General features: G+C 66.8%; 15 protein-coding genes and 1 tRNA gene. 13 read left to right on the forward strand and 3 right to left on the reverse strand.

The window, feature by feature from the left end; translation table 11 throughout:
• Nucleotides 1-157 precede the first annotated feature (157 nt).
• Genes TK49_RS13325 through TK49_RS13365 form a run of 9 tightly spaced genes read left to right on the forward strand, consistent with a single transcriptional unit; the run spans nucleotide 158 to nucleotide 10,642 of the window.
• Nucleotides 158-1,132, forward strand: coding sequence for a LysR family transcriptional regulator (locus TK49_RS13325; protein WP_045787129.1), 975 nt, complete (start codon nucleotides 158-160; stop codon nucleotides 1,130-1,132).
• A complete protein-coding gene (locus tag TK49_RS13330; protein ID WP_045787130.1) occupies nucleotides 1,129-2,625 on the forward strand; it encodes a flavin-containing monooxygenase in 1,497 nt (498 codons plus the stop codon). Before TK49_RS13325 ends, TK49_RS13330 begins: the two co-directional genes overlap by 4 nt.
• Nucleotides 2,622-3,605, forward strand: a complete 984-nt coding sequence (locus TK49_RS13335) for an ABC transporter permease (RefSeq protein ID WP_045787131.1) — start codon at nucleotides 2,622-2,624, stop codon at nucleotides 3,603-3,605. Before TK49_RS13330 ends, TK49_RS13335 begins: the two co-directional genes overlap by 4 nt.
• Nucleotides 3,602-4,531 carry an ABC transporter permease gene (locus TK49_RS13340; RefSeq protein WP_045787132.1) on the forward strand — a complete coding sequence of 310 codons (930 nt, stop codon included), beginning with the start codon at nucleotides 3,602-3,604 and terminating at the stop codon, nucleotides 4,529-4,531. Before TK49_RS13335 ends, TK49_RS13340 begins: the two co-directional genes overlap by 4 nt.
• Nucleotides 4,528-5,532 (forward strand): ABC transporter ATP-binding protein, encoded by a 1,005-nt coding sequence (locus TK49_RS13345; protein ID WP_045787133.1) that lies wholly within the window; start codon nucleotides 4,528-4,530, stop codon nucleotides 5,530-5,532. The genes TK49_RS13340 and TK49_RS13345 overlap by 4 nt, the downstream gene beginning before the upstream one ends.
• Nucleotides 5,529-6,530, forward strand: a complete 1,002-nt coding sequence (locus tag TK49_RS13350; RefSeq protein ID WP_045787134.1) for an ABC transporter ATP-binding protein — start codon at nucleotides 5,529-5,531, stop codon at nucleotides 6,528-6,530. Before TK49_RS13345 ends, TK49_RS13350 begins: the two co-directional genes overlap by 4 nt.
• Before the next feature lie 49 nt (nucleotides 6,531-6,579).
• The gene (locus TK49_RS13355; protein ID WP_045787135.1) at nucleotides 6,580-8,148 is read left to right on the forward strand and encodes an ABC transporter substrate-binding protein; all 1,569 of its coding nucleotides are present in this window, start codon (nucleotides 6,580-6,582) and stop codon (nucleotides 8,146-8,148) included.
• Nucleotides 8,149-8,153: 5 nt separating this feature from the next.
• Complete coding sequence (locus TK49_RS13360) at nucleotides 8,154-10,055, forward strand: acyl-CoA thioester hydrolase/BAAT C-terminal domain-containing protein (protein WP_045787136.1); 1,902 nt, start codon at nucleotides 8,154-8,156, stop codon at nucleotides 10,053-10,055.
• On the forward strand, nucleotides 10,052-10,642 hold the full coding sequence (locus TK49_RS13365; RefSeq protein WP_045787137.1) for a peroxidase-related enzyme: 591 nt from the start codon (nucleotides 10,052-10,054) through the stop codon (nucleotides 10,640-10,642). Before TK49_RS13360 ends, TK49_RS13365 begins: the two co-directional genes overlap by 4 nt.
• Nucleotides 10,643-10,714: 72 nt before the next feature.
• Here TK49_RS13365 and TK49_RS13370 read toward each other — a convergent pair whose 3' ends face one another.
• Nucleotides 10,715-13,012 (reverse strand): xanthine dehydrogenase family protein molybdopterin-binding subunit, encoded by a 2,298-nt coding sequence (locus TK49_RS13370; RefSeq protein ID WP_045787138.1) that lies wholly within the window; start codon nucleotides 13,010-13,012, stop codon nucleotides 10,715-10,717.
• A complete protein-coding gene (locus tag TK49_RS13375) occupies nucleotides 13,009-13,476 on the reverse strand; it encodes a (2Fe-2S)-binding protein (protein ID WP_045787139.1) in 468 nt (155 codons plus the stop codon). Before TK49_RS13375 ends, TK49_RS13370 begins: the two co-directional genes overlap by 4 nt.
• A gap of 176 nt (nucleotides 13,477-13,652) precedes the next feature.
• Between TK49_RS13375 and TK49_RS13380 the strand changes: the two genes are divergently transcribed.
• Nucleotides 13,653-13,743 (forward strand) — tRNA-Ser (locus TK49_RS13380).
• Between the two features lie 141 nt (nucleotides 13,744-13,884).
• On the opposite strand, the gene TK49_RS13385 is transcribed toward TK49_RS13380, so the two are convergent.
• A complete protein-coding gene (locus TK49_RS13385) occupies nucleotides 13,885-14,166 on the reverse strand; it encodes a DUF7696 family protein (RefSeq protein ID WP_045787140.1) in 282 nt (93 codons plus the stop codon).
• A gap of 531 nt (nucleotides 14,167-14,697) precedes the next feature.
• Between TK49_RS13385 and TK49_RS13390 the strand changes: the two genes are divergently transcribed.
• The 3 genes from TK49_RS13390 to TK49_RS13395 all read left to right on the forward strand — a co-directional run bounded on the left by TK49_RS13390 (nucleotide 14,698) and on the right by TK49_RS13395 (nucleotide 17,608).
• The gene (locus tag TK49_RS13390) at nucleotides 14,698-15,396 is read left to right on the forward strand and encodes a CocE/NonD family hydrolase C-terminal non-catalytic domain-containing protein (protein WP_045787141.1); all 699 of its coding nucleotides are present in this window, start codon (nucleotides 14,698-14,700) and stop codon (nucleotides 15,394-15,396) included.
• A gap of 2 nt (nucleotides 15,397-15,398) precedes the next feature.
• Nucleotides 15,399-15,539, forward strand: a complete 141-nt coding sequence (locus tag TK49_RS24975; protein WP_240479883.1) for a hypothetical protein — start codon at nucleotides 15,399-15,401, stop codon at nucleotides 15,537-15,539.
• 524 nt (nucleotides 15,540-16,063) lie between these two features.
• The gene (locus tag TK49_RS13395; RefSeq protein WP_045787142.1) at nucleotides 16,064-17,608 is read left to right on the forward strand and encodes a methyl-accepting chemotaxis protein; all 1,545 of its coding nucleotides are present in this window, start codon (nucleotides 16,064-16,066) and stop codon (nucleotides 17,606-17,608) included.
• The last annotated feature ends 62 nt before the right edge of the window (nucleotides 17,609-17,670 follow it).

The raw sequence follows: 17,670 nt of genomic DNA on the forward strand, positions 1-17,670 counted from the left end.
CTGGGATGGCACACACCCCGGGGCAACCGGGCCGCCCGCCAGGTATAGCGGCCGCCACGCAAAACGCATGAGTACATAAGAAAATACTATTTGGAATTCGCATACTGCCTCTACCAGAATGCACAGACCACATGCATGACGGCGATCAACCCGGCACATGGAACTCCGACAACTCGAGGCATTTGCGGCCGTCATGTCGACGGGTAGCGTGACGGCGGCCGGCAGACTGCTGGGCCGATCGCAGCCCGCCATCAGCCGGCTCATCCAGGATCTGGAAGCCGAGATCGGCTACGCCCTTTTCACCCGCGCTGGGCCGCGCGTGTCGCCGACCGAGGAGGGCTTCCTGCTGTACGAAGACGTTGAGCACACGCTCATCAGCCTGCGGCAGATCCGCACTCGCGCCGAAGAGATCGCCCGCGGCGAGCCCCGCCCGCTACGGCTGGCGGCCACCTCTGCGCTGGCGGCGGGCTTGCTGCCTGCGGCGCTGGCGGACGACCGTGAGCTGGCCCAGCATGTCCAGATCCGCAGCGCCTCGCCGGAACAGGTGGTGCACGCGGTGCTGACCGGCGCGGCGGATCTCGGCATCAGCAGCCTGCCGTTGGAGCATCGCGGTGTCACCGTGCATTGGATTGGCGAAGCCGCCTGCGTTGCCGCCCTCCATCAGACCGACCCGCTTGCCCAGGCACAGCGCGTGGCGCTGGCGGATTGCGCGGGCCGCCGCATTGTGACCATGCACAACCCGTACCGGCTGCGCCGCCGGCTCGATCAGGCGCTGGCGCAGGCCGGCGTGGTACCGGCTTCGCTGATTGAAACCAATGCCTCGCTCAACGCCCTGACTGCCGTCCGCGCGGGGCTGGGCGTGGGGCTGCTGGAACCTGTCACGGCGTATGGCGTGCCCGTCGAAGGCGTGACGGTCCGCCCCATCGATGCCGATATCCCGTTCTTCTTCGGCGTGATCACACCCGAGGCGAAGCGCCCCATGCCCGCCGTCACGTGGCTGATCGACGCCCTCTCACGCGCCGCGCAGCGGCTGCTGCCGGATTGCAAGCTGCACGACCCCGCACGCCACGCCAGCATGCTGCAGGTGCTGTACGGGGAACCCCTTAACGAAACCGAAGGCGCGTCCGCATGACCGCTCTGCAACCCGACAACGCGCCGCACGCCACCGGGCTGGCGGCGCTGGAAGCCCGTTTGCGCCAGGACCTCGCCTGGCTTGAACTGCCTGCAAAGGCGTGGACCCTGCCGCATACCGTCAATGGCGAGCCGGTGCTCGATGTCGCCGTCATCGGGGGCGGCATGGCCGGCCTCGCGGCGGCGGCATCGCTCAAGCACCTTGGCGTGGGCGCAGTGGTGTTCGACCGCTCCCCTGCCGGCTTTGAAGGCCCGTGGGCGACCACGGCGCGCATGGAGACACTGCGCTCACCGAAGCAGCTGACCGGCCCGGCGCTCGGCTTGCCCGCGTTGACCTTCCGCGCGTGGTTCGAAGCGCAGTTCGGTACCGACGCATGGGAAGCGCTCGACAAGATCCCGCGCCTGCAGTGGATGGACTACCTGCGCTGGTACCGCCGCGTGCTGCAGCTCGAGGTTCGCAACGCGCACCACGTCAAGGCGATTCATCCGCGCGAGGACGCCGTCGAGCTGCTCATCGACGCGCCCGACCAGCCGACGCAGCGCATCTATGCGCGCCGCGTGGTCCTGGCGACAGGCCGTGATGGCCTCGGCGGCCCGTCGGTGCCGGAATTCGCGCGTGCGCTGCCGCGCCACCGGTGGGCGCACTCGTCCGACGAGATGGATTACGGCACGCTGGCCGGCAAGCGCGTCGGCGTCGTCGGCGCAGGGGCCTCGGCCATGGACTCGGCCGCGACGGCGCTCGAAGCGGGCGCGGCCAGTGTCGACCTGCTCATCCGGCGTCCCGACCTGCCCCGCGTCAACAAGGGCAAGGGCGCGGGCAGCCCCGGCCTGGTGCACGGGCATCTGCACCTGCCCGACGCCTGGAAATGGCGCATCCGCCATTACATCAACGTGGAGCAGGTGCCGCCGCCGCGCGGCAGCACGCTGCGCGTGTCGCGACACCCGAATGCACGTTTCAACCTCGGTTGCGGCATCCTTCGTGTGGAGGAGCGCGATGGCGTGCTCCACGTGATGACGAGCAAAGGCATGTTCGAACTGGATTTCCTGATCTTTTCGACGGGTTTCCGCACGGACTGGGCGGCCCGGCCCGAATTCAGCACCCTCGCGCCGCACGTGCGCCAGTGGCGCGATCGCTACACGCCGCAGCCCGGCGAGGAGGACGCAGAGCTGGCCGACTCGCCTGACCTGGGCCACGCCTTCGAATTCCTCGAGAAAACGCCCGGCGCGCTGCCCGGCCTGTCGCGGGTGCATTGCTTTTGCTATCCGGCATCCGTCACGCACGGCAGCGTCTCGGGCGACATCCCGGCCATCAGCGAGGGCGCGAAACGGCTGGCGCAGGGCATTGCCGGCCTCCTCTACCGCGAAGACATCGAAGCCCATTACGCCGCCATCCAGGCTTATGCCGAACCCGAGATCTTTGGCGATGAATGGACGCCTGCCCCACCGCCCGGCGTGCAGGCCCAGGCTGCATCCACCCAGGAGGCCGCACGATGACCGCCTGGCTGATCCGCCGCATCGGTCAGGCGCTGGTGGTCGTGCTGGTGATGACGGTGATCGTCTTTATCGGCCTGCACGCCATCGGCAACCCGGTCGACATCCTCATCGGGCAGGACGTCGACCAGATCGACCGCGCCCGCATCATTGCCGAGCTGGGGCTCGACAAGCCGCTGTGGCAGCAGTACGTCGCGTTCCTGAACGGCGCGCTGCACGGCAACCTGGGCAAGAGCTTCGTCTACAACGAGCCGGCCATCCAGCTGATCCTGCAGCGCCTGCCGGCCACGCTGGAGCTGGCGTTTGCCGCGTTGATCATCGCGGTGGTGATCGGGGTGCCGCTGGGGTTGTTCGCGGGGCTGTATCCGCAGCATCCCGTGTCGCGGCTGCTGATGATGGGCAGCGTGGTGGGTTTTTCGCTGCCGACGTTCTGGGTCGGGCTGATGCTGATCATGGCCTTCAGTGTGAGCCTGGGCTGGCTGCCCGCCAGCGGACGCGGCGAAACCGCGCGCCTGTTCGGCATCGAATGGTCGTGGCTGACGGTCGATGGCCTGCGGCACCTCGTGCTGCCGGCGGTCAACCTGTCGCTGTTCAAGCTCTCGCTGGTGCTGCGGCTGACGTCTGCGGGCGTGCGCGAGGTGCTGCCGCAGGACTTCGTGAAGTTCGCGCGGGCCAAGGGCCTGTCGCCGCTGCGTGTGGTGCTCGCGCACGTGCTGCGCAACACGCTGATCCCGCTGGTGACGGTGCTAGGCCTGGAGCTGGGCTCGACCATCGCCTTTGCGGTGGTGACGGAAAGCATCTTCGCGTGGCCCGGCGCGGGCAAGCTGATCCTCGATAGCATCAACTCGCTGGACCGGCCCGTCATCGTTTCCTACCTCATCGTCGTGGTGTGCCTGTTCGTGTCGCTCAACCTGATCGTCGACATCCTGTATCGGCTGCTGGACCCGCGCGTGCGTGCGGCGGACAGCGCGGAGGCTGCATGATGAATACAACTCCGCAACCCACCACCGCAGCGGCGGTTGCCGCCCCGCGCAAGCAATCGCCGTGGCGCCGCGTGGTGTCCGATTTTCTGGCATCCAAGACCGCCGTCTTTGGGCTCGTGGTGGTCGTGATCCTGATGCTCGCCGCGCTGGCCGCACCGTGGATCACCCCGCAGAACCCGTACGACCTGATGCAGCTCGACGTGCTGGACTCGCGCCTGCCGCCAGGTTCGCCGAATGGCCTGGGGACATTTACGTACTGGCTCGGCACCGATGGCCAGGGGCGCGATCTGTACTCGGGCATCCTCTATGGGCTGCGAATCAGCCTTGGCGTGGGGATCGGCTCGGCGACCGTGGCCGCGATGATCGGCACGCTGCTCGGCCTGATTGCCGCGTATGCCGGCGGCCGCGTCGACAGCATCATCATGCGCACGGTCGATCTGCTGCTGTCGTTCCCGTCGGTGCTGGTGGCGATGATGATCCTCGCTTATCTCGGCAAGAGCATCACGAATGTCGTGCTGACCCTCGTGCTGCTGGAGTGGGCGTATTACGCGCGGACGGTGCGCGGCCAAGCCTTGGTCGAGCGTCGGCGCGAATACGTGGAAGCCGCCCGCTCGCTCGCCCTGCCCGGCTGGCGCATTGCGCTCAGGCACATCCTGCCGAACTGCCTGCCGCCGCTGATCGTCGTGGGCACGCTGCAGGTGGCGCGCGCGATCACGCTGGAGGCAACGCTGTCCTTCCTGGGCCTGGGCGTACCGATTACCGAGCCGTCTCTTGGCCTGCTGATTTCCAACGGATACCAATACATGCTGTCTGGCCAGTACTGGATCAGTTTCTATCCGGGCATCGCGCTGTTGCTGGCGCTGGTGGCCATCAACCTGGTGGGCGACCGCCTGCGTGAAGTGCTGAACCCGAGGACGCAACGATGACGGCGTCCACCAACGCAACCACCCTCGAAGTCCGCAACCTCCGCACGCATTTCTTCACGCGCGAAGGCGTGCTGCCGGCCGTGGACGACGTGTCGTTCTCGCTCGCGCGCGGGCGCATCCTCGGGCTGGTGGGCGAATCCGGCTCAGGCAAGTCCGTCACCGGGTTCTCGATCATGGGCCTGGTGGACCCGCCCGGCCGCGTCGTCGGCGGCGAGATCCTCTACCAGGGCCGCGACCTCACCAAGCTGCCCCCGCGTGAATTGCGCAAGCTGCAGGGCAACCGCATCGCCATGGTCTTCCAGGACCCGATGATGACGCTCAACCCCGTGCTGCGCATCGACGCCCAGATGATCGAAGCCGTGCGCGCGCACAGCAGCATGAGCCACAAACAGGCGTGGGACCATGCGCGGGACACGCTCGGTCTGATGGGCATTCCGAGCCCCGAAGAACGGCTGCGTGCCTATCCGCATCAGCTTTCGGGCGGCATGCGACAGCGCGTGGCGATTGCCATTGCGATGCTGCATCGGCCGGACCTGATCATTGCCGACGAACCGACCACGGCGCTGGACGTGACCATCCAGGCGCAGATCCTGTCCGAAGTGCAGAAGCTCGCGCGCATGCACGGCACGGCGCTGATCTGGATCACGCATGACCTGTCTGTCGTGGCCGGGCTGGCCGACGAGGTGGCCGTGATGTACGCCGGCCGCATCGTCGAACACGGCCCGGTTGATGCGGTGCTCGATGCCCCGCTGCACCCCTACACCATGGGCCTGATCGACAGCCTGCCCAGCGAGAACCGTCGCGGCCAGCGCCTGCGCCAGATTCCCGGCATGACACCGAACCTGCTGTCGCTGCCCGCGGGCTGCGCGTTTGCGGCACGCTGCCCGCGGGCCACCGAGGTCTGCGGCGTACGCCCCGACATCACGCAGCCAATACCCAACCGCCTCGTGCGTTGCTTCCATCCGGGCGCGCAGCACGCTTCCTCGCAGGAGGTCGCATGAGCACGCCACTCGTCGAACTCAAGCAGGTCAGCAAACGCTTTGGCGATCGCAAAGTCGGCGTGGCCGATCGCGTTCTGCAGCGCGCCGGCCTGGCGCATCCGCCTGCGATCGTTCGTGCGGTCGATGGCGTCGACCTCGCGATCCAGCCCGGTGAAGTCGTCGGCCTCGTCGGCGAATCGGGCTGCGGCAAATCCACGCTCGGCCGGATTGCTGCGGGCCTGATGCCGCCCTCGGCCGGCGAGGTGCGCGTGGACGGAAAGGCTGTGGACACGCTCTCCGCCGAGGAAGCCCGCGCGGCCCGCCTGAAGATCCAGATGATCTTCCAGGACCCGTATGCGAGCCTCAACCCGCGCCTGCGCGTGGAAGAGATCGTCGGCGAGGCGGCACGCGTGCACGGCCTGACCGACCGCGCCAACTTTGCCGATTACGTGGCTGCGCAGATGCAGCGCGCGGGCCTGGACCCCGCTCTGCGCGACCGCTATCCGCATCAGTTCAGCGGCGGCCAGCGGCAGCGCATCGGCATTGCGCGCGCGCTGGCGGTGCAGCCGTCGATGCTCGTCTGCGACGAGGCGGTGGCCGCGCTGGACGTGTCGATCCAGGCGCAGATCCTGAACCTGTTCATGGACTTGCGCGAGCAACTCAACCTGACCTACCTGTTCATCAGCCACGACCTGGGCGTGGTGGAACACCTGTCGGACAGGGTGGTGATCATGTACCTCGGCCGCGTGGTGGAATCGGCCCCCGCGGAGGAAGTCTTCCGCCGCCCGAATCATCCTTACACGCAGACCTTGCTGGCGGAAATCCCGCGCCTGTCGGCCCGGCACAAGACGTTTACCGCCATTCAAGGCGAGATGCCCAGCCCGCTGCACCCGCCGACCGGCTGCCATTTCCATCCGCGTTGCCCGCACGCCATGCCCCGCTGCAAGACCGAGACGCCGACGCTGCGCGGCATTGCGGTCAACCACGTCAGCGCGTGCCATCTGAACGACGCGACCTGAACGATATTCAATAAGCCAACGATTCCAAAAACAGGAAAAGGGAACCCACGTGAAACGCCTCCTAGCCTCGTCGCTTGCTGTAGCGCTGTTTGCCGCTGCCGGCGCTGTCAGCGCGCAGACGCTGAACATCGCCTTTGCCGATCCGCTGTCGTCGCTCGACCCACAGTTGAACAACCACGCCGGCGACCGCTCCGTCGACGTGCATTTCTGGGATCTGCTCGTCGAAAACAAGTGGAACAAGCTGCAGCCCGGCCTGGCGCTGTCGTGGAAGACGCTGGATCCGAAGACGTGGGAATTCAAGCTGCGCCCGAACGTGAAATGGCACGACGGCCAGCCGTTCACGGCGGATGACGTCGTCTTTTCGTACCAGCGCGCGCGCAGCGTGCCGGGCAGCGTGGCAACGTTCGCGGGCTATCTGCGCACGGTGGAGTCCGTCACGGCCAAAGACCCGCTGACGCTCATCATCAAGACGAACATCCCCAACCCGGACCTGCCGCTGAACCTCGCATCCGTGCACATCGTCAGCAAGCATGTTGGCGAAAAATCGTCGACTGAGGACTACAACGCCGGCCGCGCCGTGGTGGGCACGGGCCCCTACAAGTTCGTCTCGTATGTGCCGGGCGACCGCGTGGTGATGGCGCGCAACGACAACTACTGGGGCGGCAAGCAGCTCTGGGAGAAGGTCAACTACCGCTACATCAACAATGCTGCCGCGCGTACGGCCAACCTGCTCTCGGGCGAGGTGGATGTGATCGACAAGGTGTCTGTGTCGGACCTGGCGCGCCTGCGCCAGTCGCCCAACGTGAAGGTGTTCGCCTACCCCGGCCTGCGCGTGATGCTGCTGCAGCCGAGCTTCCGCAAGGGGCCGAACGAGTACATCACCGGCAACGACGGCAAGCCGCTGCCGAACAATCCGCTGCTTGACGTGCGCGTGCGCCGCGCGCTGTCGCTGGCCATCGACCGCAAGGCCATCGTGGACCGCATTCTGCAAGGCGCCGCCACCGTCGCCAACCAGTGGATGCCGTCGGACACGTACGGCTATAACCCCGACGTGAAGGACATTCCGTATGACCCCGCACAGGCGAAGAAGCTGCTGGCCGAGGCGGGCTTTCCGCAGGGCTTCAACCTCGTGATGCACGTGCCGAACGACCGCTACCCGCAAGGCCCAGAAACCGCGCAGGCGGTGGCGCAGTTCTGGACGCGCATCGGCGTGAAGGCGCGCGTGGAGGTGGTGCCCTGGTCGGTCTACTCGGGCCGCGCCAACAAGAATGAGTACGCGATGAGCATGCTGGCATGGGGCAACGGCACCGGGGAGGCAAGCTATGCGCTGGTCAACGTGCTGGCCACCGTCGACACCAAGAAAGGCCTGGGCGCCTCCAACTGGGGCCACTACAGCAACCCGGCCGTCGACAACGCACTGAACGCCTCCACCGAGGAATTCAACGTCGAGAAGCGCGCGGCCATCCTGCGCCACTCGGTCAAGCTGGTGTCCGACGACGTGGGCGTGGTGCCGCTGTACCACTACCAGAATGTCTGGGCCGCCAGGAAGGGCCTGAAAGTGACGCCGATGACGAGCGACCGCACCGCGGCGCAGATGGTCACCAAGGACGGCAAGTAAGCGCCATGGGAACCTTCGCGCTCAGCGTGACGCCGGCGGATGACCTGATCGACGTGTCGCGCCAGATCGTCGTGACGGGGCTGGCGCCGGGCGCGCAGGTCGGCATCGTCGCGCAGACAGCCCGCGGCAACGGCGTGCTGTGGCATGCCCGCGCCGCATTCGTTGCCGATGCGCAGGGCGCGGTCGACCTCACGCGCGACGCGCCCGTCTCCGGCGATTACACCGGCATCAGCGCCATGGGGTTGGTGTGGAGCCAGCGCCCGGAGGACGGCAAGGCGCGTGAGGTGTTTCCGCCGCTGTGCGCCACAGGCTTCGAGCCGCTGACCACCACGCTCACGGCAACGGCCGGTGGCGAGTCCGTCCACACCCGCTTCGTGCAGCGGCTGGCCGCGCCGGGCGTGACACGCCACGAGGTGCGTGCGGCCGACAACGGGGAAGGCCTGGTCGGCACGCTGTACCTGCCCGACCCATATGCGCATCCGGGCCCGCGCCCCGCCGTGCTGATTCTCAACGGCTCGGGCGGCGGCATGAACGAACCACGTGCGGCGCTGTATGCCTCGCACGGCTACGCAGCCTTCGCGCTGGCGTACTTCAAGGCGCCGGGGCTGTCGGACTACATCTCGAACACGCCGCTGGAGTATTTCGAGCGCGCGCTCGCCTGGCTGCGCAGGCGCGTGCAGCCGCTGCACGACTTCGTTGCCGTGAGCGGCCAGTCGCGCGGCGGCGAGTTGGCATTGCTGCTTGGCGCGACCTTCCCCGAGGCCGTGTCCGCGGTGATCGGCTACGTGCCGGGCGCCGTGGTGCACAGCGGGCAGAACGCCGCCGACCCCGCCGTCGGCCGCGAAGGCCCGACGTGGCTGTATCGCGGCCAGCCGCTGCCGCATCTCTGGGAAGGCAATCGCACCGCCACCTGGACGCCGTTCGACGAAGGCCCTGCGCCGCATCGGCATGAACGGGCGATCCGCACCGCGCTGCAGGACGCCGATGCCGTGGCACGCGCACGCATCCGCGTCGAACGCACGCGTGGCCCGGTGCTGCTGCTGTCTGCCACCGACGATGGTTCGTGGCCGTCGAGCGACTACTCGCGCATGGTCACCGCCAAGCTCGCCGAGGTACGCCACCCCTACCCCGTCGAGCATTTCGACTACGAAGGCGCGGGCCACGCCATCGTCTTCCCGTACGTGCCGACCACGCAGCTCGTCTATGCGCACCCGGTGTCGGGCCGCATCAGCACGGGTGGCGGCGAGCCGCGTGCCAATGCCCGCGCCGATGCCCAGTCGTGGGCGGCAGTGCTTCGCTTCCTCGCCAGCGCGGTGGCCGCGCGCGGCGCGTCCGTACCTGATTCCCGGAGCCTTTCATCGATGGATTTCACGCCCGATCAAGATGTGGTGGACCAGGTTGCCGGCCTGGACGACGGCAGCGCCACGCACGCGCTGCGCCACACCCGAGAGAAAGTCGCGGCTGCCACGCAAGGCAGCTACGACGCACTGTTCGATGCGGCCTTGCCCGGCCTCACGCTGAGCGAACGGCTGCTCGTGGCGCTCTACGCGTGCCGCCTCACGCCCGCCCCCGAACTGGCCGCCCACTACCGGGCGCGCCTGGCCGATACACCGGTCGACGCAAACGCACTGCAGGCCGTGGACCACGGCGATGTCGACGCGCTTGCCGACACACGTCTGCGTGCGCTCCTCACGTTCACCCGCACTTTGATCGAGCGCCCGATCGAAGGCGATCGCGATGCACTGCTGCGCTTGCCCGCCGCGGGCCTTGCCACCGCAGACGTCGTGACGCTGGCGCAGCTCATCGCCTTCCTGTCGTATCAGACACGGCTGGTCGCCGGCCTGCGCGCGCTGCAGGCACTGAACGGCGCCAGCACCTCCCCCGCTTCCACGGAGACCGCAGCATGACCGAGATCATTCGCGCCCACGGCTTCACCAACGAATCGCTGGAGTGGAAGGCGTGGCTCGATGTGGTCGACCTCGACCGCGCCACGCCCGAGCAGATCGCCGTGCTGGAAGAGAGCCACCCGAAGGCGAAGACGTCGGACTACTACCGGTTTCTCGTTCACCAGCCTGAGATCCTGCGTCAGCGTTCGGCCGCATTCAACGCGATCATGTATGCGCCGGGCGGCCTGTCGCGTGCCGAGCGCGAACTCGCCAGCGCGGTGGTGTCGCGCGTCAACGGCTGCGTGTATTGCGCATCGGTTCACGCGCAGCGCTTCGAGCAGCTTGCCAAGCGCAACGACGTGATCAAGCAGGTCTTTGAAGACCCGCACACCGCCGGCACGAATGCGCGCGAACGGGCCATCGCGCTGTTCTCGATCGATCTGACGCTGCGCCCCGGCGACGTCCGAGCGGAAGACCTGCAGCCGCTCAAGGCCGCCGGGCTGACCGATGCGGAGATTCTCGACCTGATTCACGCCGTCGCCATCTTTGCGTGGGCCAACCGGCTGATGCTGAACCTGGGCGAGCCGGTGTTTCCGGACGCGGCCTGAGCGGTTTCGGCCGCCGCACAAGAAAAAGCCGCAGGTTCGCGCCCGCGGCTTTTTCGTTTTACCGCAGCGGCATCACGCCATTGGCAGTTGCCGCACAGGCTTGCCCGTCAATTGCGCCACGGCGTGCGCCACAGCGGGCGCGATGGGCGGCACGCCGATCTCGCCGACGCCGGTGGGCGCGGCCGCGCTCGGCACGATGTGCGTTTCGATCACGGGCGTCTCGGCCATCTTGAGCACGGGATAGTCTGGGAAGTTCGACTGCACGACCTGCCCGTCCTTGATGTCGATGCGCCCGTACAGCGCCGCCGTCAGGCCGAAGATGACGGCGCTCTCCATCTGCTGCTCGACGATGCGCGGGTTGACCACGGTGCCGCAGTCCACGGCGCACACCACGCGGTGCACGCGCGGCTTGCCGTCCTTGAGCGACACCTCCGCGACCTGCGCCACCACGGAGCCGAAGCTCGGGTGCAGCGCGATGCCGCGTGCTCGCGGGGCACCATCGGCACCCGGCGCGAGCGGCTGCCCCCAACCCGCCGCCTGCGCCGCGGCCTCAAGCACCTTCAACTCGCGCGGATGCGCACGCAGCAGGTCCCGCCGCATCGCCAGCGGATCGAGCCTGGCCACCGCCGCGACCTCGTTGAGGAAGCCCTCCAGGAAGAAGCCGGCATACGAGTGGCCAACGCTGCGCCAGAACCCGATCGGGACCGGCAGATCGACGCTCACGTGCGCGATGTGCTCATGCTCGATCTCGTAGGGCAGATCGAACAGACCCTCGACGGTGTAGCGGTCAATGCCCGCCGATGGCGCACCGAACAGGCGGTCCAGCTCGCCGGCCAGGATGGACTGGCCCGCACTGCGCGAGGCGATCGCCGTGACCTTGCCGTGCTCCACACGGGCCTTGAGCCGTGCGATGGCCTGCGGCCGATAGAAATCATGCCGGATGTCGTCCTCGCGCGACCAGATGACCTGCACGGGACGGCCTTCCGTCCTGGTTGCGATGGTCACGGCCTGGCCGACGAAATCCGACTCCAGCCGCCGTCCGAAACCACCACCGATGAACGGGATGTCGATGTGGACCTTGTCGCGGTCCACGCCCGCAGCCCGTGCAGCCACCACCTGCGCAAGCGTCGCGACCTGCGTGGGCGCCCAGAGCTGCACGCCGTCCTTCGTGACCTGGGCGGTGCAGTTCATCGGCTCCATGGTGGCGTGGGCGAGATACGGCGCCGTGTATTCCGCCTCGACGATGATGCCGCCGCCGGTGTTGTCGAAGGCGTTCAGCCCGTCGCCCATTGAGCGATAGGTGAACCCGCCCTTGTCGCTGTTCAGCGCGTTGACGAGTTGCTGCCGGATGCCGGCTGAATCGAGCGCGGCGTGCGGGCCGTTGTCCCACACGGGCTCGACCGCCGCCAGCGCCTGACGCGCCTGCCAGTAGTGGTCGGCCACCACGGCCACCCCCGGAGCCCCGCCCGCCGAGCCTTCGAACGGCACCACATAACGCACGCCCGGCATGGACAAGGCGGCCTTCGATTGAAACGTCTTCAGCTTGCCGCCAAACACCGGGCACATCACGACCGCGGCGTACAGCATGCCGGGTGGCCGCACGTCGATGGAAAAGCGCGCGCTGCCATCGGTCTTCGCCGCAAGGTCGTTGCGCGGCGCCGGCTTGCCGATCCACTGGTATTGCGAAGCAGGTTTCAGCCTGACGCTGGACGGCGCAGAGATGCCCTGCGCCGTCTTTGCCATGCTGCCGAAAGTCGCCTGCCTGCCGCCCGGGCCAATGAGTCGGCCATCGCGGATGCTGACCTGTGCAGCCGGCACATTCCATTCGCGTGCAGCCGCTTCGACCAGCGCGGCGCGCGCCGTGGCGGCCGCTTCGCGCACCGGCTGCCAGCCGTCGGCTACGCTGCTGCTGCCGCCGGTGATGATGAGGCCAATCTCCCGCGCACCCTTCGACATCATCCAGGCCAGTGCCCGCGCCCAGGTCTTGTCCTCGCTATCGGGGTGCACCGGCAGCGAGCCGATGCCCATGGCGACCACATTGCCGTAGATGCGCTCCACCGGGGGGCTCTCGATGCTCACGCGCGAGAGCGGAATGTCCAGTTCTTCGGCCGCCAGCATCGACAGTGCGGTGTGGATGCCTTGGCCCATCTCCACGCGCGGCATGGCAAGCACGACGCCGCCGTCCGGCGTGATCTTGATCCAGCCGTTCAGCGCAATCTCGCCGTTGTGCTCGGGGAAGATGCCCGCACCGCCCACGCGGCTGCGCGGTGGCATCACCCCCCAGCCCACAACCAACGCCCCGCCGATGCCCAGCGCACCGAGCAGGAAACGACGGCGCCCTCTGCGCGGCTTCGTTGCGTTGGCGTTCATGCGTGCCCGTCCCGCAACGCCTTGGCGGCACGCTTGATGGCCGCGCGCACGCGCGGGTATGTGCCGCAGCGGCAGATGTTCGTCATGGCGGCGTCGATATCCGCATCGCTGGGGTCGGGCTGGCGCCCAAGCAAGTCAGCCGCGGCCATCAGCATGCCGGACTGGCAGTAGCCGCACTGGGGCACCTGCTCATCCACCCAGGCCTGCTGCAGGGCGTGGCGCTTGCCCTCGCCGCCGGCCAGGCCTTCGATGGTGGTGATTCGCTTGCCGGCCACCGCCGTCACGGGCAAGACGCAGGAGCGCACCGCCGCGCCATCCACATGAACCGTGCAAGCGCCGCAGGCCGCAACGCCGCAGCCGAACTTCGTGCCGGTCAGGTTCAGGTGGTCGCGCAGTACCCATAACAGCGGTGTGGCCGGGTCGCAGTCGACGTTGACCGGCTTGTGGTTGATGTCCAGCTCCATGTGGCGGTGGTCTCCTTGCCTTGGCGTTTTTTTGGCGAAGCGTACGTTCAAACGGCTGGGAGCGGCAATAGTGGTCACCCTCGGTTGCTTGCTGCGTCGGAGAACCGACAGCCTCGTCCAGACCGAGGCATCAGGGGTTGGCTGGCTCGCCCGGTGTGCTACAATCGCGGGCTTCCGGAGAGATGGATGAGTGGTTTAAGTCGCACGCCTGGAAAGCGTGTATAGGTTAATAGCCTATCGGGGGTTCGAATCCCCCTCTCTCCGCCAGAACACAAATGCCCGCTCAAGCGGGCATTTTCATTTCTGCGGCACCTTCCATCGCCCAAAAACAAAAGACCCAGTCTCCCGACAAGGCCTTTTGCATCCCACCGCCGACGCGTCTGCGCGGTCGGCATCCTCTCGCGTAACTCAATGCAGCGTGGCGGTCGTCTCGCCCACCATCAGCGTCTGCGTAACCTCATCGCGAATCGATTGGGCTTTCAGCAGCAGGCGCAAGGCGATATCGGCACCACGGCTGTTTGCCACGTGTTCGATAAACGCGTTGCGTGCGCGTTCATTCAGCGTGGCAACGTGCGCAGCCTCGGACCACACACGCCACGCGGAGGGCTGACCGGCAAACTGCTCGCGGCGGCGAAGCAGGTCCGAGTCAATGGCAGCGGCAATCTCGATGTCTTGAACGGTGCGATTCATGATGGCCCCCTTGCGCTCTGTGCTGTTTTTGCGATCTCTTCGCGGTGCCCTGTGCCGGGCGTGCAGCCTGACGATGCAACGTCCATGCCAATACCCGGGGGCCGCTCCATTCGCGGTTCGTGCATGCATGCGTTGTCGTTTTGATCTGTTTGAAGTGCCCTCCTGACGCGGGTTGGCGGACAGCACCCCTACGTTGGTGGGGTGCGGAATGCTCATCTGAACACGGCCCCGCCGGCCGGCTCGTTACGCGGAACGTTACGTAACGCTCGGGCGTTCCACAACCCAATCACGCGCCTCGCACGGTGGCACCACGCCATCTGCGGGGAACGCGTCCACAGGCATGCTTGGTACTTGTCCCGTGCGCCCAAGCCCGCTGGCGCGCGGTCGGTCGTGTCACCCACCCCTCTTCTGCGTCGGCCTACTCGCTTGCTTCGCTTCCCTACCCGGAGCGATCGGCCGCGTGCCGCCACCCTCGGCGCGCCGGCCATCCCCCCACACAAACACAACAAGAGCATTCAAGAGGAGACCCCCATGCAGATGGGCAACCCACGCGTGCGGCACGGCCGTATGCTGATCTCCGCGCTGCTGTGCGCGGCGCTTTCGCTGTCGGGCTGCGGCGGCGGTGACGGTTCCGCCGTCGCCAACAGCACACCCGCCGATTCAAACACCACCACGCAACCAACACAGCCCACGCAGCCGGCACAGCCTGCCGCTGTCAACTGGACCACGCTTGGCACGCGCGCCACGCCGGCGCAACCAGGAACGTCCATCACCGGCAACGCCGGCGCCAAGTGGGCCGACTACAATCCGCCCGCGCTCTACGCAGGCGTTGCCAAGCAAGCCACGCAGTACATCACGATGCCCGACGGCACAAAGCTGGCGGCATACGTGACGCTGCCCGCCGACGCATCCGGCAAAGCCGCGACCGGCACTTTCCCCGAAGCGGATGTATGGATATCGAGCACCGCGCTGGACGCCGGCGTCTCGGTACGCATTGACGACGTGGACGCCGCTGGCAACGTTACGCCGCACACCGATGGGCTCCAGACGGCTTCGTTGCGCGCGGTGGACGGCAGCCGTTCACGCACGACGAACGGCCTGATGATCCAGCCATGGCATCCGTTCACGACCGGCTCCGTCCAGCCGATCGTGCCGGGCCAGGCCGTCATGGTGCCGGTAGAGGTGTTCCGACCAGCGCCCTCATCGTCAAAGGCCACAAGCTGCGCGTAGCGGTGGGCGCAAGCAACCTCCCGCAAGGCGTGCCGCCGCTGCCTACGCTGCTCGACTCGTTGATCGGCGTGCTGACCGTCTATAGCGATGCGGCCCGCCCCTCCCAGGTGGTTCTGCCCGTGGTGCCCGCCACCGCGCTGTAGCAAAAGCCGCTTCTGGCAATCACACGGCCCGCTTCGGCGGGCCGTTTTCTTTACACACCCGACACCACCCAATTACCTAGTGGGCTAAATCCATACGTAAAACTACGCACAACAAGTGATGTGGACAAAAACCAGGATAACTGACATTAGATAACCTAAATACGGTAGGAAAACGTTGGCGCCGCCCAAGCCGCATAATCCATCGCACGATTCGGAATGACGGCAAGCCCAGCCCTTGCCACACAAGGTTTCACCGGCAACACAATCCCCTCACATGCATTAAGCAAAAACGCGCATGAGAAAGCTATTCAGGATTTTCTTTTGAATGCCGATAACCCCGGGTAGACCGAAAAGTCGGACAAAGACGATTCGGTCTCACCATGACATAACCTGCATCTTCCTCAAGTGCGCAACACCTTGGATATAACAAACGTGGTCGTCGACCGTCCTTTTCGAGCCGCTCCGGTGCGCGACCGCATCTCCATTCATTCAGCAAGCCGGAGGACGCTGTGAACCTTTCCCAGATGACCATCAAGGCCAAGCTCACCACGGGCTTTGGCGTGCTGGCAGCCATTGTTGTCGTGGTATCGGGCATGTCGTTGCGGGCGCTGTCCGAGTCGACCGAAGGATTCTCGAGCTATGTGCACGGCATCAGCGCCCGCGCAGATGTCGCCAACGACGTGCGTACGGCGGTCGACCGCCGCGCCATTGCCGCGCGCAACCTGGTTCTCGTGGTGACGCAACAAGACCTGGACCTGGAAAAGGCAGAAGTCCTGCGCGCGCACGACGACGTGAAGAACAAGCTCAAGCAACTCAACGACATGATCGCGAGCGCCAAGGACGCGACCGACCGCGGGCGCTCGCTGGTACAAGACATCAATCGCGTGGAAGCGCAGTACGGCCCCGTGGCCACCGACATCCTCGGGTTGGTGCTGGCCGGCAAACGCGATGAGGCCGTCCAGAAGATGGACAACGAATGCCGCCCGCTGCTGGCTGCGCTCATCAAGACCACCGACGCGTATGCCACCTACACGCACGAACGTCAGGAGCAGCTCGTGCAGGCGTATGAGGCGCAGTACGTCGCCCAGCGCAATCTACTGACCGGCCTGTCGATCGGCGCGGTGCTGCTGGCCGTGATTGCCGGCCTGGTCATCACGCGGTCGATCACGCAGCCGATCCGCACGGCGGTGGATGTCGCCCGGACGGTGGCGCGCGGTGACCTGAGCAGCCGCATCGACGTGCGCGGCAAGGATGAGACAAGCCACCTGCTTTCCGCCCTGCGCGACATGAACGGCCGCCTGACCGAGATCGTCGACAAGGTGCGCGACAGCAGCAGCAGCGTCGCGGGCGCCGCCAAACAGATTGCCGCCGGCAACGCCGACCTGAGCCAGCGCACGGAAGCGCAGGCGTCGTCGCTGCAGGAAACGGCGGCCAGCATGGAAGAGCTGACGTCCACCGTGAAGCAGAACGCCGAGAATGCGCAGCACGCCACCGCGCTCGCTTCCACCGCGTCGGAAGTGGCACTCAAGGGCAGCACGGTCGTTGGCCAAGTCGTATCGACCATGCAGGACATCAGCGAGCGCTCGAGCAAGATTGCCGACATCACCGGCATCATCGAAGGCATTGCATTTCAGACGAACATCCTCGCGTTGAACGCCGCCGTGGAGGCCGCACGCGCAGGCGAGCAAGGCCGAGGCTTTGCGGTCGTCGCCAGCGAAGTGCGCAGCCTGGCGCAGCGTTCGTCAACGGCGGCCAAGGAGATCAAGGAACTGATCGCCTCGTCGGTGGAACGCATTCAGGACGGCTCCACGCTGGCGTGCGAGGCTGGCGCGACGATGTCGGAGGTCACGCAGGCCGTGGCACGGGTCACGCACATCATGGAAGAGATCGCCGCGGCCTCGCTGGAGCAGCGGCGAGGCATCGAGCAGGTCAACCAGGCCATCTCGCAGATGGATGAAGTGACGCAGCGCAACGCCGCGCTCGTGGAGGAAGCGGCCGCCGCTTCGCAGTCGCTGCAGGACCAAGGGCAGGAACTCAGCGCGGCGGTATCGTTCTTCCGCGTCGCCTGAGGCGGCACGGCGCAGCGCTCGTCGTCATGCGGCCCGCGCTGACAGGCGGCGGGCCGTTGCGG

It is taken from the genome of Ralstonia mannitolilytica (assembly GCF_000954135.1).
Taxonomy (GTDB): domain Bacteria; phylum Pseudomonadota; class Gammaproteobacteria; order Burkholderiales; family Burkholderiaceae; genus Ralstonia; species Ralstonia mannitolilytica.